General features: G+C 73.0%; 14 protein-coding genes. 8 read left to right on the forward strand and 6 right to left on the reverse strand.

Translation table 11 applies throughout. The features are described 5' to 3' along the window. The 4 genes from VM324_05035 to VM324_05050 all read left to right on the forward strand — a co-directional run. Nucleotides 1-308, forward strand: a 308-nt coding sequence (locus VM324_05035) for a hypothetical protein (GenBank protein HVL98638.1), incomplete at its 5' end; no start/stop codon positions are given. Between the two features lie 38 nt (nt 309-346). Continuing rightward, a complete protein-coding gene (locus tag VM324_05040; GenBank protein HVL98639.1) occupies nt 347-1108 on the forward strand; it encodes an MOSC N-terminal beta barrel domain-containing protein in 762 nt (253 codons plus the stop codon). A gap of 11 nt (nt 1109-1119) precedes the next feature. Beyond that, entirely contained in the window at nt 1120-2061 is a 942-nt protein-coding gene (locus VM324_05045; protein HVL98640.1) for a homogentisate phytyltransferase, read from the forward strand. Nucleotides 2062-2132: 71 nt separating this feature from the next. Continuing rightward, nucleotides 2133-3752, forward strand: a complete 1620-nt coding sequence (locus VM324_05050; protein ID HVL98641.1) for a cell wall-binding repeat-containing protein — start codon at nt 2133-2135, stop codon at nt 3750-3752. Nucleotides 3753-3778: 26 nt separating this feature from the next. Here VM324_05050 and VM324_05055 read toward each other — a convergent pair whose 3' ends face one another. Together VM324_05055 and VM324_05060 are read right to left on the reverse strand one after the other, a co-directional pair. Beyond that, nucleotides 3779-4909: an acyl-CoA dehydrogenase family protein gene (locus VM324_05055; GenBank protein HVL98642.1), complete on the reverse strand. Its 1131-nt coding sequence runs from the start codon at nt 4907-4909 to the stop codon at nt 3779-3781. Beyond that, nucleotides 4906-6405: a SpoIIE family protein phosphatase gene (locus tag VM324_05060; GenBank protein ID HVL98643.1), complete on the reverse strand. Its 1500-nt coding sequence runs from the start codon at nt 6403-6405 to the stop codon at nt 4906-4908. Before VM324_05060 ends, VM324_05055 begins: the two co-directional genes overlap by 4 nt. 167 nt (nt 6406-6572) lie before the next feature. Here VM324_05060 and VM324_05065 point away from each other — a divergent pair, with 167 nt between their 5' ends. Continuing rightward, complete coding sequence (locus tag VM324_05065) at nt 6573-7454, forward strand: glycosyltransferase family 2 protein (GenBank protein HVL98644.1); 882 nt, start codon at nt 6573-6575, stop codon at nt 7452-7454. Between the two features lie 226 nt (nt 7455-7680). On the opposite strand, the gene VM324_05070 is transcribed toward VM324_05065, so the two are convergent. Further along, the gene (locus tag VM324_05070; GenBank protein HVL98645.1) at nt 7681-8076 is read right to left on the reverse strand and encodes a hypothetical protein; all 396 of its coding nucleotides are present in this window, start codon (nt 8074-8076) and stop codon (nt 7681-7683) included. A 285-nt stretch (nt 8077-8361) separates the two neighbouring features. Between VM324_05070 and VM324_05075 the strand changes: the two genes are divergently transcribed. Together VM324_05075 and VM324_05080 are read left to right on the forward strand one after the other, a co-directional pair. After that, a complete protein-coding gene (locus tag VM324_05075; GenBank protein ID HVL98646.1) occupies nt 8362-9198 on the forward strand; it encodes a DUF2182 domain-containing protein in 837 nt (278 codons plus the stop codon). Between the two features lie 426 nt (nt 9199-9624). Beyond that, nucleotides 9625-11250, forward strand: a complete 1626-nt coding sequence (locus VM324_05080; GenBank protein ID HVL98647.1) for a hypothetical protein — start codon at nt 9625-9627, stop codon at nt 11248-11250. A gap of 210 nt (nt 11251-11460) precedes the next feature. On the opposite strand, the gene VM324_05085 is transcribed toward VM324_05080, so the two are convergent. Then, nucleotides 11461-11733: a hypothetical protein gene (locus tag VM324_05085; protein ID HVL98648.1), complete on the reverse strand. Its 273-nt coding sequence runs from the start codon at nt 11731-11733 to the stop codon at nt 11461-11463. A gap of 665 nt (nt 11734-12398) precedes the next feature. Between VM324_05085 and VM324_05090 the strand changes: the two genes are divergently transcribed. Further along, the gene (locus VM324_05090; protein ID HVL98649.1) at nt 12399-13610 is read left to right on the forward strand and encodes a hypothetical protein; all 1212 of its coding nucleotides are present in this window, start codon (nt 12399-12401) and stop codon (nt 13608-13610) included. A 203-nt stretch (nt 13611-13813) separates the two neighbouring features. Here the strand turns inward: VM324_05090 and VM324_05095 are convergent, their stop codons facing one another. Beyond that, on the reverse strand, nt 13814-14035 hold the full coding sequence (locus VM324_05095) for a hypothetical protein (GenBank protein HVL98650.1): 222 nt from the start codon (nt 14033-14035) through the stop codon (nt 13814-13816). Between the two features lie 196 nt (nt 14036-14231). Further along, nucleotides 14232-14507, reverse strand: coding sequence for a hypothetical protein (locus VM324_05100; protein ID HVL98651.1), 276 nt, complete (start codon nt 14505-14507; stop codon nt 14232-14234). Nucleotides 14508-14523 lie beyond the last annotated feature (16 nt).

A 14523-nucleotide genomic window follows, 5' to 3' on the forward strand; every position in this document is an offset into this window, starting at 1 on the left:
CTCCGGCCCCGGGGACCGCTCCCCGCCCGGCGCCGGAGCCGGCTGACCCCGCTGCCCCCGACGCAGCGGACGACGACCCGACGCTCGGTGGGGTCGTCGGTGACACGACGGGCTCGGTCGTCCGGCTCACCGCCGACACCGTCACCGGTGTCGGGTCCACAATCGGCGACGTCGTCGACACCGTCCTGGGGCTGCTGCTGTCCCCGGCCGAGAAGGCCGGGACCACGACCGCCCAGGGTGGGGCGGACGAGACGTCGGTGAAGCCGCCGGCGGCCGACCCCGCATCGGCACCGCAGCTCGCCGAGTAGCACGACGGGGCACGCCCTCACTCGCATAGCCTTCGGGCATGCACGCCGTCTCGCTGCTGTCCGTCGCGCCCGTCAAGGGACTCGGCCTGGCGCACCCCGAGCAGGTCACGCTCCGCCCGACCGGCGTCGCCGGCGACCGACGGTTCTACCTCATCGACGAGCACGGCCGGCTCTTCGGCGGCAGACGCCTCGGTGGTCTCGTGCGGATCACCGCCGTCTTCGACGACGCGGCTGACCGGCTCGCGCTGACCTTCCCCGACGGCACCCGCGTCGAGGAGCGGGTGCGGGCGGGGGATGGCGTCACGACCGACTTCTACGGGGGGCGTGCGGTGGCGGGATGCGTCGTCGAGGGCCCGTGGAGCCGGTCGCTGTCCGCCTACGCCGGCGCCACGGTCCGTCTCGTACGCACCGAGCAGCCCGGAGACGGCTGGGACGTGCATCCGGTCACCCTGCTCGGCGACGCCGCGGTCGACGCGCTCGCAGCCCACGCGGGGCTCGACGGGGGACTCGACCGGCGCCGCTTCCGCATGCTCGTGCATTTCCGCGGTGGCCGGCCGCACGACGAGGACGCCTGGGCGGGGCAGGCGGTCCGCCTCGGATCGGCGGTCGTGCGCGTCGCCGGTCCGGTCCCCCGCTGCGTGGTCACGACCCAGGACCCGGCGACCGGCCGGAAGGACGTCGACGCCCTCCGGCTCATCAGGCGCTACCGCGGGGGAGCCAGCGTCGACTTCGGCGTCTACGCCGACGTGGAAGAGCCAGGGGTCGTGCGTGTCGGCGACCCGGTCACACCCGTCGCCTGAGGGCCTCGCGTATGCCCGCTCGCCGGATCCAGTCGCTCGGGTGGCGGGCGGCGGGGGGTGGGCGCCTGTCCGCCTTCGTGGGCTTCAGCCGGCCGCACACCATCGTGGGCACCGTCGTCAGCGTCTGCGCGCTGTTCGTGCTCGCGCGCTTCCTTGCGACCCCCCGGGATCCCTCCGCCCTCGACCTCGTCACCGCGCTGCTCGGAGGGCTTGCCGTCAACGTCTACATCGTCGGGTTGAACCAGCTCACCGACGTCGACCTCGACCGGGTCAACAAGCCCTGGCTTCCCCTGCCCGCCGGCTCGCTGGCGCAACGTGACGCCCGCCTCCTCGTGGCAGGCGCGCTCGCAGCCGCCGCCGTCATCGGCGCGCTCGGCGGCCCTTGGCTGCTCGGCGCCCTCACGATCGCCGCCGTCCTCGGGACCGCCTACTCCGTGCGGCCGCTGCGGCTGAAGCGCTTCCACGCGCTGGCCGCCGGGTGCATCGTCGGTGTCCGCGGCCTCACCGTGAACCTCCTCGTCTTCGCGCACTTCGCCGCTGCGCCCGGCGGAGGGATGCCGCTGCCGGCGCCCCTCCTCGCCCTCACGCTCGTCGTCGTGGTCGTCGGCCTCGTGATCGCGTGGTTCAAGGACCTGCCCGACATGGAGGGCGACCGCCGTCACGCGATCGGCACCCTGCCGCTGCGCCTCGGTGCGCGACGCGTCGTCGCCATGGGGGTCGGCGCGCTGCTCGCGACGCACATCGCGGTGGTGGCCGCTGGACTCGTGGGGATCACCGGCCTGCACACCGGCGTGCTCGTGGCCGGCCACGCGGGGCTCGCGGCAGCGCTCGGGTGGTCCGTCCGCCGCCTCGCCCTCGGCGACCCCCGGTCCACCGCAGCGTTCTACCGGTCGATCTGGAAGCTGTTCTCCGCCGAGTACGCGGTGTTCGCCGCCGCCGCGGTGCTCGCCTGACCGGCCGCGCCGGGGCTCGCACGGTATAGTGCGGCGAGGCGGGAGGGGGGTAGGCCGATGGTGGTGGGCCGATGGTAGGGCGGGCGTTCGTCGCGGGCCTCGTGGCGCTCGCACTCGTCGTGCACACCCCGGGTCCGCTCCGAGCGTCCGGGCACTGCCCGGCCGGCGTCGTCGCGCTGACCTTCGACGACGGGCCCGGCGTGCACACCCCGGCGGTCCTCGACGCGCTCGCCGCCCGCAGCGTCCCAGCGACGTTCTTCCCCGTCGGACGGCTCGTCGATCAGCGCCCTCATGTGGTCCGGCGAGCGGCCGGGGAAGGCCACGTGATCGCCAACCACACCTACGGCCACGAGAACCTCACGCGCCTGTCCGACGCGCAGATCCGGGCCACAGTCGTGCGCACGACCCAGGCGGTCGAGCGTGCGCAGGCTCGCCCTTCGCCCATCGTCCGCCCGCCCTACGGCGCGACCAGTGCGCGCGTCGACGCGGTGCTGCGGGCGGCCGGCTACACGCCCGTGCTGTGGACGGTCGACCCGCAGGACTGGCGGGGCCCTTCGGCCGACACGATCACCTGGCGTGTCCTCGGCCACCTCAGGGCAGGGTCGGTCGTCGTCCTCCACGACGGCAGCCCCCGCGCGCCGAACACCATCGCGGCGCTGCCGCGCATCATCGACGGCGCCCACGCCCGGGGCTTCTGCTTCGGCGTGCTCGACGACGCCGGGGCGGTGCGGCTGCCCGTCGCCTCCCCTCCGCCTCCCCCTCCGCCGCGCCTGGTCGCAGCGCCGCAGCAGGTCGAGGTCGTGAGCGGCCGCGACCGGTACGCGACCAGCGTGGCGGTCAGCCGGGCGACCTGGCCGGACCGCGTCCACACCGCCGTGCTCGCCGAGGCTGAGGCCTGGGCCGACGCCGTGGCAGGGGGCGTCCTCGCCGCCACCGTCGGCGGACCGCTCCTGCTCACACGCCGCGACCGTCTCGACACGGCCGTCGCCGAGGAGCTGGGCCGGCTCGCCCCCGAGGTGGCCTACCTCGTCGGGCCGCTCGACCCCGCGGTGGAGGACGCAGTGTGGGGGCAGGGCGTCGAGGTGCGGCGCCTGCGTGGCGTCGACCGCTACGCCACCTCGGAGCTCATCGCCGCCACCGCAGCCGCTCACGGGGCCGACGCCTCCACGCTCGTCGTCACGACGGGGCGCCAGTTCCCCGACGCGCTCGCAGCCAGCGCCCTCGCGGCGGGCGAGCGTCACCCGATCCTGCTGACCCGCCCCGCGGGCGACCAGGAGCGGCTCGGCGCGGCGGTCGAGCGCCTCGGCGCGAGTCGCATCTGGGTGGTGGGAGGTCCCGCAGCCGTGCCCGACGCGGCGGTGGCCGGGCTGCAGGGTCTCGAGCGGATCGCCGGGGCCACGAGGACGGCCACCGCCGCGAGCCTCGCCGACCGGGCAGCCGCGCTCGGGTACGAGAGGAGGCCCATCCTCGTCAGCGGCTGGCGCCACCCCGACGGGGTGTCCGCAAGCGGGCTGGCCGCCCACGGGCGCAGGCCGATCCTCCTCACCGCTTCCGCCACGCTGAGCCCCGATGCCCACGCCTGGATCGACCGTCACGGAAGCCGGGCAGTGACCGTCGTGGGGGGGCCGGCCGCCGTCGGGCCCGGGGTCCTCTGCCAGCTGCGCACCGGCTACGACCGGCCCGCCTGCTGACGAACGCCCCCCTCCGGCGTGACCGCCTACAGCGGCGGCAGGCCGGCGAGGTCCCGCCCGACCATGTCGTAGATCATGTCGGCGGTCGGCGCCATGACAACGCCGGCGCGGGCGTCGCGGAACATGCGGTCGAGCGGCGAGCGCGCCGAGTAGGCCGCGCCTCCCCCGAGGCGCATTGCGCCGTCGGTGGCCGCGAGCGCGGCCTCGTTCCCCACCGCCTTGAGCTGCAGCACGTCGCGCCGGGTGGCCTCGCCGCGCTCCATCGCCGCAGCGACGAAGCGCACGAACCCCTCCGCCACGGCGACGCCCGTCGTGAGCCGGCCGAGGGAGTGGCGGACGACCGGCTGGTCCACGAGCCGCTCGTCGAGGTGCTCGAGGCGGGTCACGGTGAGGTGCTCGCCGACCGCGCGCAGCGCGCCGCGTGACAGCCCGACGGACACGCTCGCCGAGCCGAGGTGGAACCAGGGGATCGCCTCCGCGAGCAGAATCCTCTGCGCGTCCCCGGACCGGCCGATGCGCGCGGCGGCGGGCAACGAGCAGCGAAAGCGCATGGGGGCGCTTGCGTTTCCCCGCAGGCCCGAGCCGCGCCACCAGTCGAGCACCTCCACGCCCTCGTCCTCCACCCGGACGAGGAACAGGTCGCCGGCGTTCAGGTCCGTGCGTGCTGGTGTGGCTGTGGAGACGACGTAGCTCCTCGCCGGCCCGGCACTGGTCACGAACGACTTCTCCACGTCGATGTCGGCGCCGCCGTCGCGCTCGCGGGCCTGCCCCATGGCTATCCAGAAGTTGCTGCGCGTGGCGCGCTCGCTCAGCGCGAGGGTCGAGAGGTGTCGTCCGTCCGCGGCCGCCCTGAGCACGTCGTCGAAACCGCCGGTGCTCCGCAGCACCGCAAGCGCCGCCAGGTGCATGGTCAGGACCATCCCGCTCGACGCGCACTGCTCGGCGAGCGCGGTCACCACCTCGCACGCCAGGGCGGCCCCTGCGCCGAGACCACCGTGCGCTGCGGGCACGGTCAGCCCGAGCAGGCCCGTGGCGGCGAGCGCCTCGACGGTTTCCTGGGGGAACCGCGCGTGGAGGTCGACGTCGACTGCGTGCTCGGCCGCGACTGCGGCGACGTGCGCGATCGCCTCGGCGACGCGCGGGTCCGGTGCGCTCACGGGCGGCGCACCGCGAGCAGGACGTGGTCGTCGCGGATGTGCTCGGAGGAGAACGCGTGGATGCGGGCGTCGATCGCCTCGACGAGGTCTTGAGCCCCGAGGTGCTTGAGCTCGACGAGCGCCTCCTTCAGCCGCGCCGTGCCGAAGGGGTCGCGGCCCCGTCCGGCGTCGGTCACCCCGTCGGTGTAGAGCAGCACCACCTCCCCGCGATCGAGCACGAACGGCTCGCGCGTCCACTCCCCGGCGCCGCCGAGACCGAGCAGCGGCCCCCTGACCGCGAACTCCCGGACGTCGGCTCCCCGCGTCAGCAGTGGCGAGGGGTGTCCGCACGAGGTGAGGGTCCACACGTCGGCGGACTCCTGGGCGACGATCGCCATCGTCACGAACTCCTCTTCGTCGAACTCCTCGTGGAGCGACTGCTCGAGGGCGCGGATAGCCCCGCTGAGACCGGTCATGGCCAAGCCCGCCCGCAGGTACGCGCGGGTGCGCACGCTCGCCGCCGCGGCCCGGGCTCCCTTGCCCGACACGTCGCCCACGACGATGCAGCAGCCGGCCGGCAAGGAGACGAAGTCGTAGAAGTCCCCGCCGACGAACGTGCTCGCCTGGGCGGGATGGTAGATCGCGCCGATGTCGAACCGGTCGCCCGACGGCACGGCCGGCAGCAACAAGCGCTGGAACGCGGCGAGCACCTGTGTCTGCTCCGCGACGGGCAGCAGCACGAGCACGCGGCCGGCGGACGCTCCGTCACCGCCGTTCAGCGGGAAGGTGTGGTGACGCACGAGCCGGCGGTCGGCGAGCACGAGCGTCTCCTCGGTGGGCTGCCGGGGCTGCGCGAACGCCTGCAGAACCCGTTGCTCGTAACCCTGCGGGTCGGCGAACCGATGCTTGAGCTCGGCGACGAGCCCGCGGATGTCGCGCCCCACGACCTGGTCGATGTCGGCGTCGAGGAGCGCGCCGAAATCACCGATCACGTCGCGGACGACCAGCCGTCGATCGACCACGGCCGCCGCCGCGCCGAGCGCTTCCAACAGGGCCGGCGCGAGCTGCGCGATCGGCACGAGCGGGATCTCGTCGACCTCGGGCACTGCTGACCGCTCCGCCAGACCGCCACCGACCGGATCGAACGTCAACCGGACCCGTGCCCCGGCGGGCTCGCCCTGCACCTCGATCGCGCTGGCGAGGTGAGCGATCAGCCACAGGCCACGCCCCCGCTCCGCAAGCAGGTCGGGGGGTTCAGCGACGTAGGGCTCCCAGTCGAACGGCGTCCCGTAGTCGGCGATGTCGACCACGACCCGCCTGCCGGTGCGCAGGATCACCTCCCGCAGGCCGCCCCCGTGACGGTCGGCGTTGACGAGCGCCTCCTGAAAGGCGAGCAGCAGGCCGTCGATGTCGCCCGGCCACTGGTACTCGCGAAGGACCGCGTCCATGGCGGCACGGGCCTCCCCGACCGTGCACGGCAGCGCCCGCACCTCACCGGTCCCGGGGTATGCCGTCATCGACGGGCAGTATAGAAAAGCATCTCGGCCCCTCAATGGCGCGGAGGCGCGGTCGCCCGGACGTTTCCGCTTCTGTGCGAAGCGGTAGGGGGACCTGGCAGGGGAAGGAGCGGTCGGTGGTTGGCGTGGACGTGCCCCTGTGCGCACGTGAGGAGTCAGGCGGTCGCGTGGTCGACGTCACGGTGGTCATCGGGACGCGTGACCGGCGGGAGCAGGCGCTCGCCACCGTACGCCGGTTGCGGAGCCTGCCCGAGCGCCCTCCGGTGATCGTCGTGGACGACGGGTCGATCGACGGCACGGCCGACGCCGTACGGCACGCGTTCCCCGACGTCGTCGTCGTGGACCACGCGGGACCGCGGGGGGTGACCGCAGCCCGCAACGCCGGGGTCCGCCGAGCCCACACCCCGTATGTCGCGTTTGCCGACGACGACTCGTGGTGGGCACCGGGCGCGCTGCCGGTGATCAGCCGCGCGTTCGCCGCGCATCCCCGTCTCGCCGTGGTTGCGGCGCGCATCGTCGTCGGCGACGACGAACGCCTCGACCCGACCTGCGCGGTGATGAGCGCCAGCCCCCTGTCGTCCGACGGGCTGCCCGGCCCCCGGGTCCTCGGGTTCGTCGCGTGTGGCACCGCGGTCCGCCGAGAGGCCTTCCTCGCCGTTTGCGGGTTCCCGCACAGCTATGTCATCGGCGGCGAGGAGGAGCCGCTCGCCCTCGCCCTCGCCGCCGCCGGATGGGACCTGGCCTATGTCGACGAGGCTGTCGCCCACCACCATCCGGACACGGTGCCGCGGGACCGCAGCAGCCGGGACCGCAGGATGCTGCGCAACGACCTGTGGACGGCCTGGCGCCACCGGCGGGGCCTCGGTGTGCTCGCGCGCACCGGCGAGCTCTTCCGTGACGCGGACAGCCCGGCGAAGCGGCGGGGGATCCTCGACGCCGCGCGCGGCCTGCCACACGTGCTCGCGACGCGACGACCGGTCCCCGCCCACATCGAGGCGCAGCTGCGGCAGCTCACCCGCCCGGCGCAACGACATCCGCACCGGCGGTGAGGCCGGAGGACCACGCGGTCGGCGCGCACCTGCTCATTGCGCTTCGCGCCTTCACTGAAGGGGTGCAGGGCGCACCGACGGCGCTGCCGCCCTGCTCGTCCGTTACGGGCGGATCAGCCAGTGGCGGGCCGTCGGACAGGGAAAGCTCATCGCCTGGGGCCGACGGCCGTGGCTGGGGCTGAAGTTGAAAGGGCTGTTCTTCGACCCGTAGGCGAGAAGGGCCCTCTCAGGCCGCCAGCGCGTCGATGAGGCGGTGGCAGGCGTCGGCGCGCCGTCGGCACGACTCCGCGCACACGCGGCAGTGCTCGTACTGCTCCGCGTGGCGCTCGCAGTGCTCGGCGCACGTACGGCACGTCTGCTCGCAGGCGGTCAGGACCGCGCGGGTCGTGTCAGCGTCAAACCCCGTCGCTCTCGAGAGGATCCTGGCCGTCGTGAAGCAGATGTCGGCGCAGTTGAGGCACGTCGCGGCGCAGTGCGGCTCGTTCTCGGCGATGCAGGCGTCGGCACACGCGGTACAGGTGGCAGCGCCGTCGTAGAGCAGCTCGATCGTCTCGATCAGCAGCTTCTCGTCGACGGGGAGGTCGGTTGGCGAGGACCGGACGAGTTCGGCGACGGAGGTCATGAGGCACTCCTTGTCTCGCGTCGAGGGACGCGGAGATGACGGTCGTTCCATTTCGCTTCCCTCTCAGGCTGAGCCGAAACCTGAGATAGGAGGAGCGCGCCGGCGAGCCCTTCCTCGGCGTGTGTGACGACATACAGATGCCCGTTCCTCGTACCTGCATCCCGCACCGAAAGGCCCGGACGCCCCGGCCGCTTTTTCCGTCGAACCGTTTCGCGACGTGCCGGAAGTGGCATCGCATTGGTCGTGGTATTAGTCGTGCGTTGACCAGCACAGGGGAGGGACGCGATGGCGAACCTCGAGGCCTTGCTCGACGACCGACCGGACAGCCCGGCGACGAGCTACCGGATACTGCCCTCCCGGACGACCGCGGCGCTGGTCGTGGCGGTGCTCCTCGTCGCGGCAGTGGCGTGGGTGTTCACGGTGCGCGATGCGATCTCCATGTCGGGGATGATCAACGGCCTCGGGCAGGTCGGCCACCGGATGCCCAACGAGATGGGGGCCGCCGCGTTCCTCCAGATGTGGGCGGTGATGATGATCGCCATGATGGCGCCGGCCGTGATCCCCGCCGCGCTGGCCCATCGCTTGGTCCTGCGCCACCGCAACGAATCGGCCGTTTCGAGCGCGGCGTTCGTCGTCGGCTTCCTCGCGGTGTGGGCCCTCGTCGGCATTCTGTACTTCGTGCCCTTCCTCGCCTTCCGTGGCCTCACCGCGGACGCGGCTGGCGCGTGGTGGCTCCCGGTCGTGGCGGGCGTGACCCTTGTGCTGGCAGGGGGATACCAGTTCACGCGTCAGAAGGCGCACTGCCAGCAGACCTGCTGCACCCCCGTGACCACCGTGCTGCGCCACGATGCCGGCAAGGGACCGGCGAGCGCGCTCCGCACGGGCGTAGCCCACGGCATCCACTGCCTTGGCTGCTGCTGGGCCCTTATGGCGGTGCTGCTCGTCGTCGGTCTCATGAACCTCGCCTGGATGGTGGGCTTGAGCCTGCTGTTCGTCGTCGAGAAGCATGCGGCAAGGGCGTTGGTCGTCGGGCGCGTGATCGGCGCCGGGCTCATCGTCGTGGGGGTGGCGGTCATGGCGAGCCCCGCGCTGCTCCAAGCGGTGTCCGGCGCCGGCGGCTGAGCCCGCTGGACGGACGCGGCCGTTCGTCCCCTCCCTTCAGGGGCGCGGCAATGGGGCCTCCGTCCAGCGGCGGATCGACGGTGTCCGGGAAACGTCGGTCTTGACGATGGAAAGCCCGGCGTGGCAGTATCCCGCTATCTGGCCAGTGACAAGATTTAGCAGGAGGAAGGGAACGGCCGCGCGAGCGGTGGTGACGACAGTGTCGGGGGGTGGCGGACCATGGTGGGAGTGGGACGCGGGCGCGAATACCGTCGGCGAACGGCCTGGCACCACCTGCTTCTCATGGCGCCGGTCCTGCATCTACTGTTTCCCGTCAGTCTGCCGAGCGCCGTTCCTGCACTACCGGACTCCTCGTCACTTGACTCCCCCTCCATCGCTTCGTCGCCCGCGCCGGATTCCGCCGCGTCCCCCCGCTCGCTGCTGTACGTGTGGGCCGGGCACAAGGGGCGCGCGGCGGCCGTTCCGGACCGGTGGGGAGGCAACGAGTACAACCTCTCCGAGGGCAGTGACTTCCTCGCGGTGGTGGACGCTGACGGCCGTTCCGCCACCTACGGCAAGGTGCTGCGGACCGTATCGGTCGCGACCCCACCAGGAGTCGGTCATGAGGCCCACCACGTCCAGCCCTTCGTCCCGCAGGGGTGCTCGAGCCTCCTGGCCAACGGGCTGTTCACGGACTCCTGGTTCACCTTCGACCTGTCGGATCCACTGCGCCCGCGGCTCACCGGTCTCGTCACCGACGGGCAGACAGCGGGGAGCCTGCCTGCGTTCGCGGCCGTGCTGCCGAACTGCGAGGCCCTGGGATCGGAGACCGGCGGTCCGCTGCTGGGACCGCACGGCACCCTGATCCGGTTGGACGCTCGCGGCGCCGCCGTGCTGGAGGAGGCTCCCGCGAGCCGGATCCCCACCGATCTCGCCTGCACGACGCAGTGGGACCCGGTGGCGGCGCCGACCAAGCCCGGCGGCCCGTTCACCCGCAAGACCGACGCCGGCGACTGCCTACCCGCCAGTCCGCTGGGCCTGTCGGTGCGGACCGACCTCAATACGGTGGTCAGCTCCGACTACGCGGACGCGGCCCGCCTCGCGCTGCCCCTGCCCGCCACCGCCGACGCCGGCAGGTTCACCGTTCGGCACTACGACCTCGATCCTGCGTGCGCGACGGTGACGCCGCCTCCCCGCACGACCCGGTGCATCGGTGCACCGCGTGTCGTCATACTCCCCGACGGTCCTCGTGAGGAGATCAACGAGGCCCACGAGGAGAACGTCGCCGTTGAGGGCCTGGCGGCGACCCATGCCCCCGGCCACTTGAACCCGACCGGCAAGACACCGGACGGCCACCTACCCAGCCGCGGGGCCTTTGCCGCCACGAGCTGCGGCGGCGCCCTCTACTACACCCCCGACATGACGGCTCGACACCCGCGATGGCAGGAGGTCTTCGATTTCAGCGCCGCGGGGGAGGCGGCGCAGCCGAACAGCCGGGTCCCCGCAAGCTGCGTCGGCGGCGGCGGACTGCTGGTCACCCCCGACAACAGGTACGTGATCGCGTCGATCATCGGGCGCGAGGCCGGACAGACCCGTGCGCCGATCGGCAGGGCAACCGATCCACGACCCTTCCCGGGCATGATCGTCATGCTCGACGTCCACCAGCTGGTCCGCGCCGGAGCCATGTTCTCCTGCGCCATCGACCATCCCGACGAGGTGTGGAGCGGAGGCGCCGAGCCCGACTGCCCGCGCATCGCCAGTGTGCACGTCGTCGACGACCCCACCTCGGGGGGGCCGCACGACCTCGCGCTCGACTACGCCAACGGCGGCCGGCGGCTCGCCTACTTCACCTACTTCGTCAGCGAGACCGGCATCGGCGGTGACCTTCGCGCCTGCGTCCTCAGGCTCGCCGACGGGCGCCTGATCCGAGACCGGCGCTTCCCTGCCGACGTCGACGGACAGGAGGCGGGCAGCGGGTGCATCAGCTTCGACCGGGCGGACTGGCCGGGCGACCGGGGACCCGGCGCGGGTCCGGCCAAGCCGCATCACGGGATGTTCCACAACGCTCGCTGACGCGGCACGAGAGCCACCGCGGCTCACCGGCACACCGCCCGCCGAGCATGCTCGAGACGGTCAAGGGCGGCGCCTCGGGCGGCCAGTGGAGCGTCGGTGCTGCGCAGCTCTTGCCAATCGCCCCAGGCGCGTAGCACCGCCTGTCTCGGGTCTGGAGAACCGCGAGGTGCTCCTCGACACGCGGGGCGACGTCGAGGGCGGGCGGGGTGGTCAGCAGCGCACGGTGGGCTCGAGCGAACCGGCGGGCCAGGACGACGAGGTCTCGTCGACGGGGCCGGGGACGAGGCATGCTAGCCGCGCGAGCAGCTCATCGCGCTCGAGCTTTTCGACGGCGACGAGGCCGTGCCCGCCCGTCGCGCTGTGCCTCCCTCGCGGCGCGGAATCGGCGATGTGGGCCCGCCGCGCGATCGGCGGGTCGAGGGACGCCTTCACCAGCGGGGGCGCGTTGAGCGTGCTGGTCGCCGCGCTGGCGATCCGGGCCACGCCCTCGAGGGGCTAGCCCTGGTGGCGGACTTCCCCGTGAGGGTCAGCGACCTGTCGGCGTGGGAGACCGAAGGGGTGCTGGCCCGCGGCGTCGTCAGCTTGTGGACGGGGGACCCGGCGACCGCCCGCACGAACCTGTCCACGATCGTCAGCGGCCGCGGCCCGTGGCGGCCCCTGCGGCTGCGCCTGATCAGCCTCGGCTACCTGGCGGGGGCTCGCGTGGCCGACATCCCCAGACCCGCCCGAAGAAGGGCGAGGCGCACGGCAACCCCGTGCCATGGCGGTTCGCGCACAAGGCCGAACACGGCGGCGGCGTCACCGCGACGACCTACCGCGTGCCGCACAACGCCATCGCCGTCGGGGACGGGACGCTGGTTCTCGCCGCCTACGCCTCGGTTCTCCGACGGCGCCCGGTTGGAGGGTGCCTGGGGGGGCCGGGACGCGCTTTGTGAAGAAGGGCAGCTGGGCGGCCTGGTTCACCCACACCCTCGAATGAGCCCGGCGACGGGGGCGGGCTCGCTCCGCCCCGCCACCCGCCGCTTCAGGATCCGTGAGCTGGTGCAGCGATCAGCGCCGCGGCTGCCTGAAGGAGCAGACGGCGCCGCCCGATCGGGAAGCGTGGTGCACCGTTCTCAGGGGCGGCGTCCAAGTGGAGAATCAACGCCATGGCGGGCGCGCACCTCCACGAAGCGCCGGTCGCTGAGCTGCCGGCGCGGCGACGTTCGACCGGCTCTGCCGGCGAGCGGGTTGCGACGGCCGACCTGCGCGCCCGCCAGCTGCTCGCCATCCAGCGCCTCGCCGGCAACACCGCCGCCCAGCGGCTGTTGAGGGATCCCCCTGGCCACGCCCCGGGCGCGACCGGCCAGTCGCTGCCCACCACCGGTCAGCCGCTGGCCCCGGCGCCCATACCCGACCGGCCGATGACCCGAGCGGAGTTCGAGGCGACGATGACCGCTCAGTACGGGCTCACCGCCGTGCGGACCGGCACGCTCGCGTCGCAGGTGGCGCACCTCAACCACCTCAGCGGTCCCCCGACTCCGGGGGTGCCGCGTACGGGCGACCTCCTCCAGCAGCTCCTGGCCGGCGGGACCTTGAGCTGGTCGGCGTGGGACCCCGGTCCGGTGTCGGAGGTCTACAACGGGATCGTCCGGGGGTTCGAGGACTTCGCCCGCGGGATGGGGGGCATCCCTCCTGCCCAGGAGATCGTGTTCTACCAGACGAGCTACAAGACGAGTCCGTCGCCGCCGGGACTCATGCCCGACCACGCCGAAGGCGCGAGCTACGGCGCGGGCACCCTCACCGTCTACGCGACCTCGACGACCACGCCGAAACGGCTGCCGGTCGGGCGCGACGAGCCCGGCTCGCCCGCGCACCGGCCGGATCCCGGCGCGGTCGCGAGCATGGCGAACTACGTCGCCCACGAACTCGGCCACGGGCTCCAGGAGGTCGCGCTCACTCCGCCGGCTCCCGACCCGCAACTGCTGCGCGACTTCCAACGCGCCGTGGGCTGGATCGGCGGCCGGCTGTACGACGTCGGCGATCCATCGGTCCAGCAGGCCGCGGCCGCGGGCGCGCCGCCACCACCGGGTGCGAGAACCATCACGCGGCACAACTGGGACAGCGGCGGGTGGGGTGAGCAGCCCTTGAGCGACTACATGACGACGTCGGCGTTCGAGGACTTCCCCGAGGCCGTCATGGCGTTCGTGCGCACCCCGGAGGTGCTCCTCGCGCGCTCGCCTCGTCGCTACGAGTTTCTCCAGCAGCGCCGCGGCGCCCTCGCCCCTCACCTGCGTGCGGTGGCCCTGCCGGTCCAGCGCCCTCCGCGCCCGCCGGTCGGGGACTTCCCGCTGCCGGTCGGCGACAGGCGTCACGCCTGACCGCGTGCCGGCACGAGCGTTTCGTTAGCGCATGTGGACGCGACGTCAGCGCCGCTGGCCGCGGTGAGCAGGTCGACGGCGGCGACTGCCGTGGCCATCGAGTAGGTGTCCGCGACGACGCCGGTGCGGTCTTGCTGGCCCCGGGTCTCAGCGTCCGACCCGTCGACCCGGTCGATCTCGTGTCGTACGGGATCAGTATGGGATCAGGCGTCGGCGGGCAGAAGGCGGAAGGCGTTACCGCTCCGCAGCGGCGAGACCGCGCGGAAGTGCCGCTCGTCTGTGCACAGGAGGTCCACGGTGCGGTACTTACTGGCGAGCGCGACCACGGACGCGTCGGCGAGGCCGATGCCGAGGTCGCTGTAGCGCCTGACCAGTGCCGTTGCCTCGCTGAGGTCGTCGTCGCCGAACGCGACCAGCGTGTACACCCCGCGTCCACGTCGTCCAGCAGGTCGCACTCGGCGCCCACACCCAGCCGGCGTTGCACGAGGTAGTCCAGCCCGGCGAGGACGAACGGCGACAGGACGAAGGGTCCGGGGTCGGCCTCGACGACGGCGCGTGCTGCGTCGTGGTTGGCGTCGTCGGGGTCCAGGAAGGCGTACAGCCCGCCCGTGTCGACCACGATCACCGGCCGAAGCCGTCCTCCAGCAGCTCGTCGACGCGCTGCGAGGTGTTGGTGTGGCGGCTGCGCCCGAGCGGGCGCGGACGACGGTCAGACGATGTCTCGGCACGGAGCAGACGACGGATCGCCTCGCGGATCAGGTACGAGCGCGTCGAGCCCGCCGCGCCGCTGTTTGCCGCAGCAGCGCATCGTCGGCCTCGTCGAGGTGGATCGTCGTCTTCCGCAGCGCCCACGACCATACCTTTACGTATGGCAACCTGCGGGTTGACAACACCCACGCCGCTGGCCTAGCTT

The sequence above is a fragment of the Egibacteraceae bacterium genome (assembly GCA_035540635.1).
GTDB lineage: Bacteria > Actinomycetota > Nitriliruptoria > Euzebyales > Egibacteraceae > DATLGH01.

Bases quoted from the DNA above. Each gene is read 5' to 3' on its own strand.
- VM324_05040 (HVL98639.1), top strand. From the start codon at position 347: ATGCACGCCGTCTCGCTGCTGTCCGTCGCGCCCGTCAAGGGACTCGGC.
- VM324_05045 (HVL98640.1), top strand. From the start codon at position 1,120: ATGCCCGCTCGCCGGATCCAGTCGCTCGGGTGGCGGGCGGCGGGGGGT.
- VM324_05050 (HVL98641.1), top strand. From the start codon at position 2,133: ATGGTAGGGCGGGCGTTCGTCGCGGGCCTCGTGGCGCTCGCACTCGTC.
- VM324_05060 (HVL98643.1), bottom strand. From the start codon at position 6,405: ATGACGGCATACCCCGGGACCGGTGAGGTGCGGGCGCTGCCGTGCACG.
- VM324_05070 (HVL98645.1), bottom strand. From the start codon at position 8,076: ATGACCTCCGTCGCCGAACTCGTCCGGTCCTCGCCAACCGACCTCCCC.
- VM324_05075 (HVL98646.1), top strand. From the start codon at position 8,362: ATGGCGAACCTCGAGGCCTTGCTCGACGACCGACCGGACAGCCCGGCG.
- VM324_05090 (HVL98649.1), top strand. From the start codon at position 12,399: ATGGCGGGCGCGCACCTCCACGAAGCGCCGGTCGCTGAGCTGCCGGCG.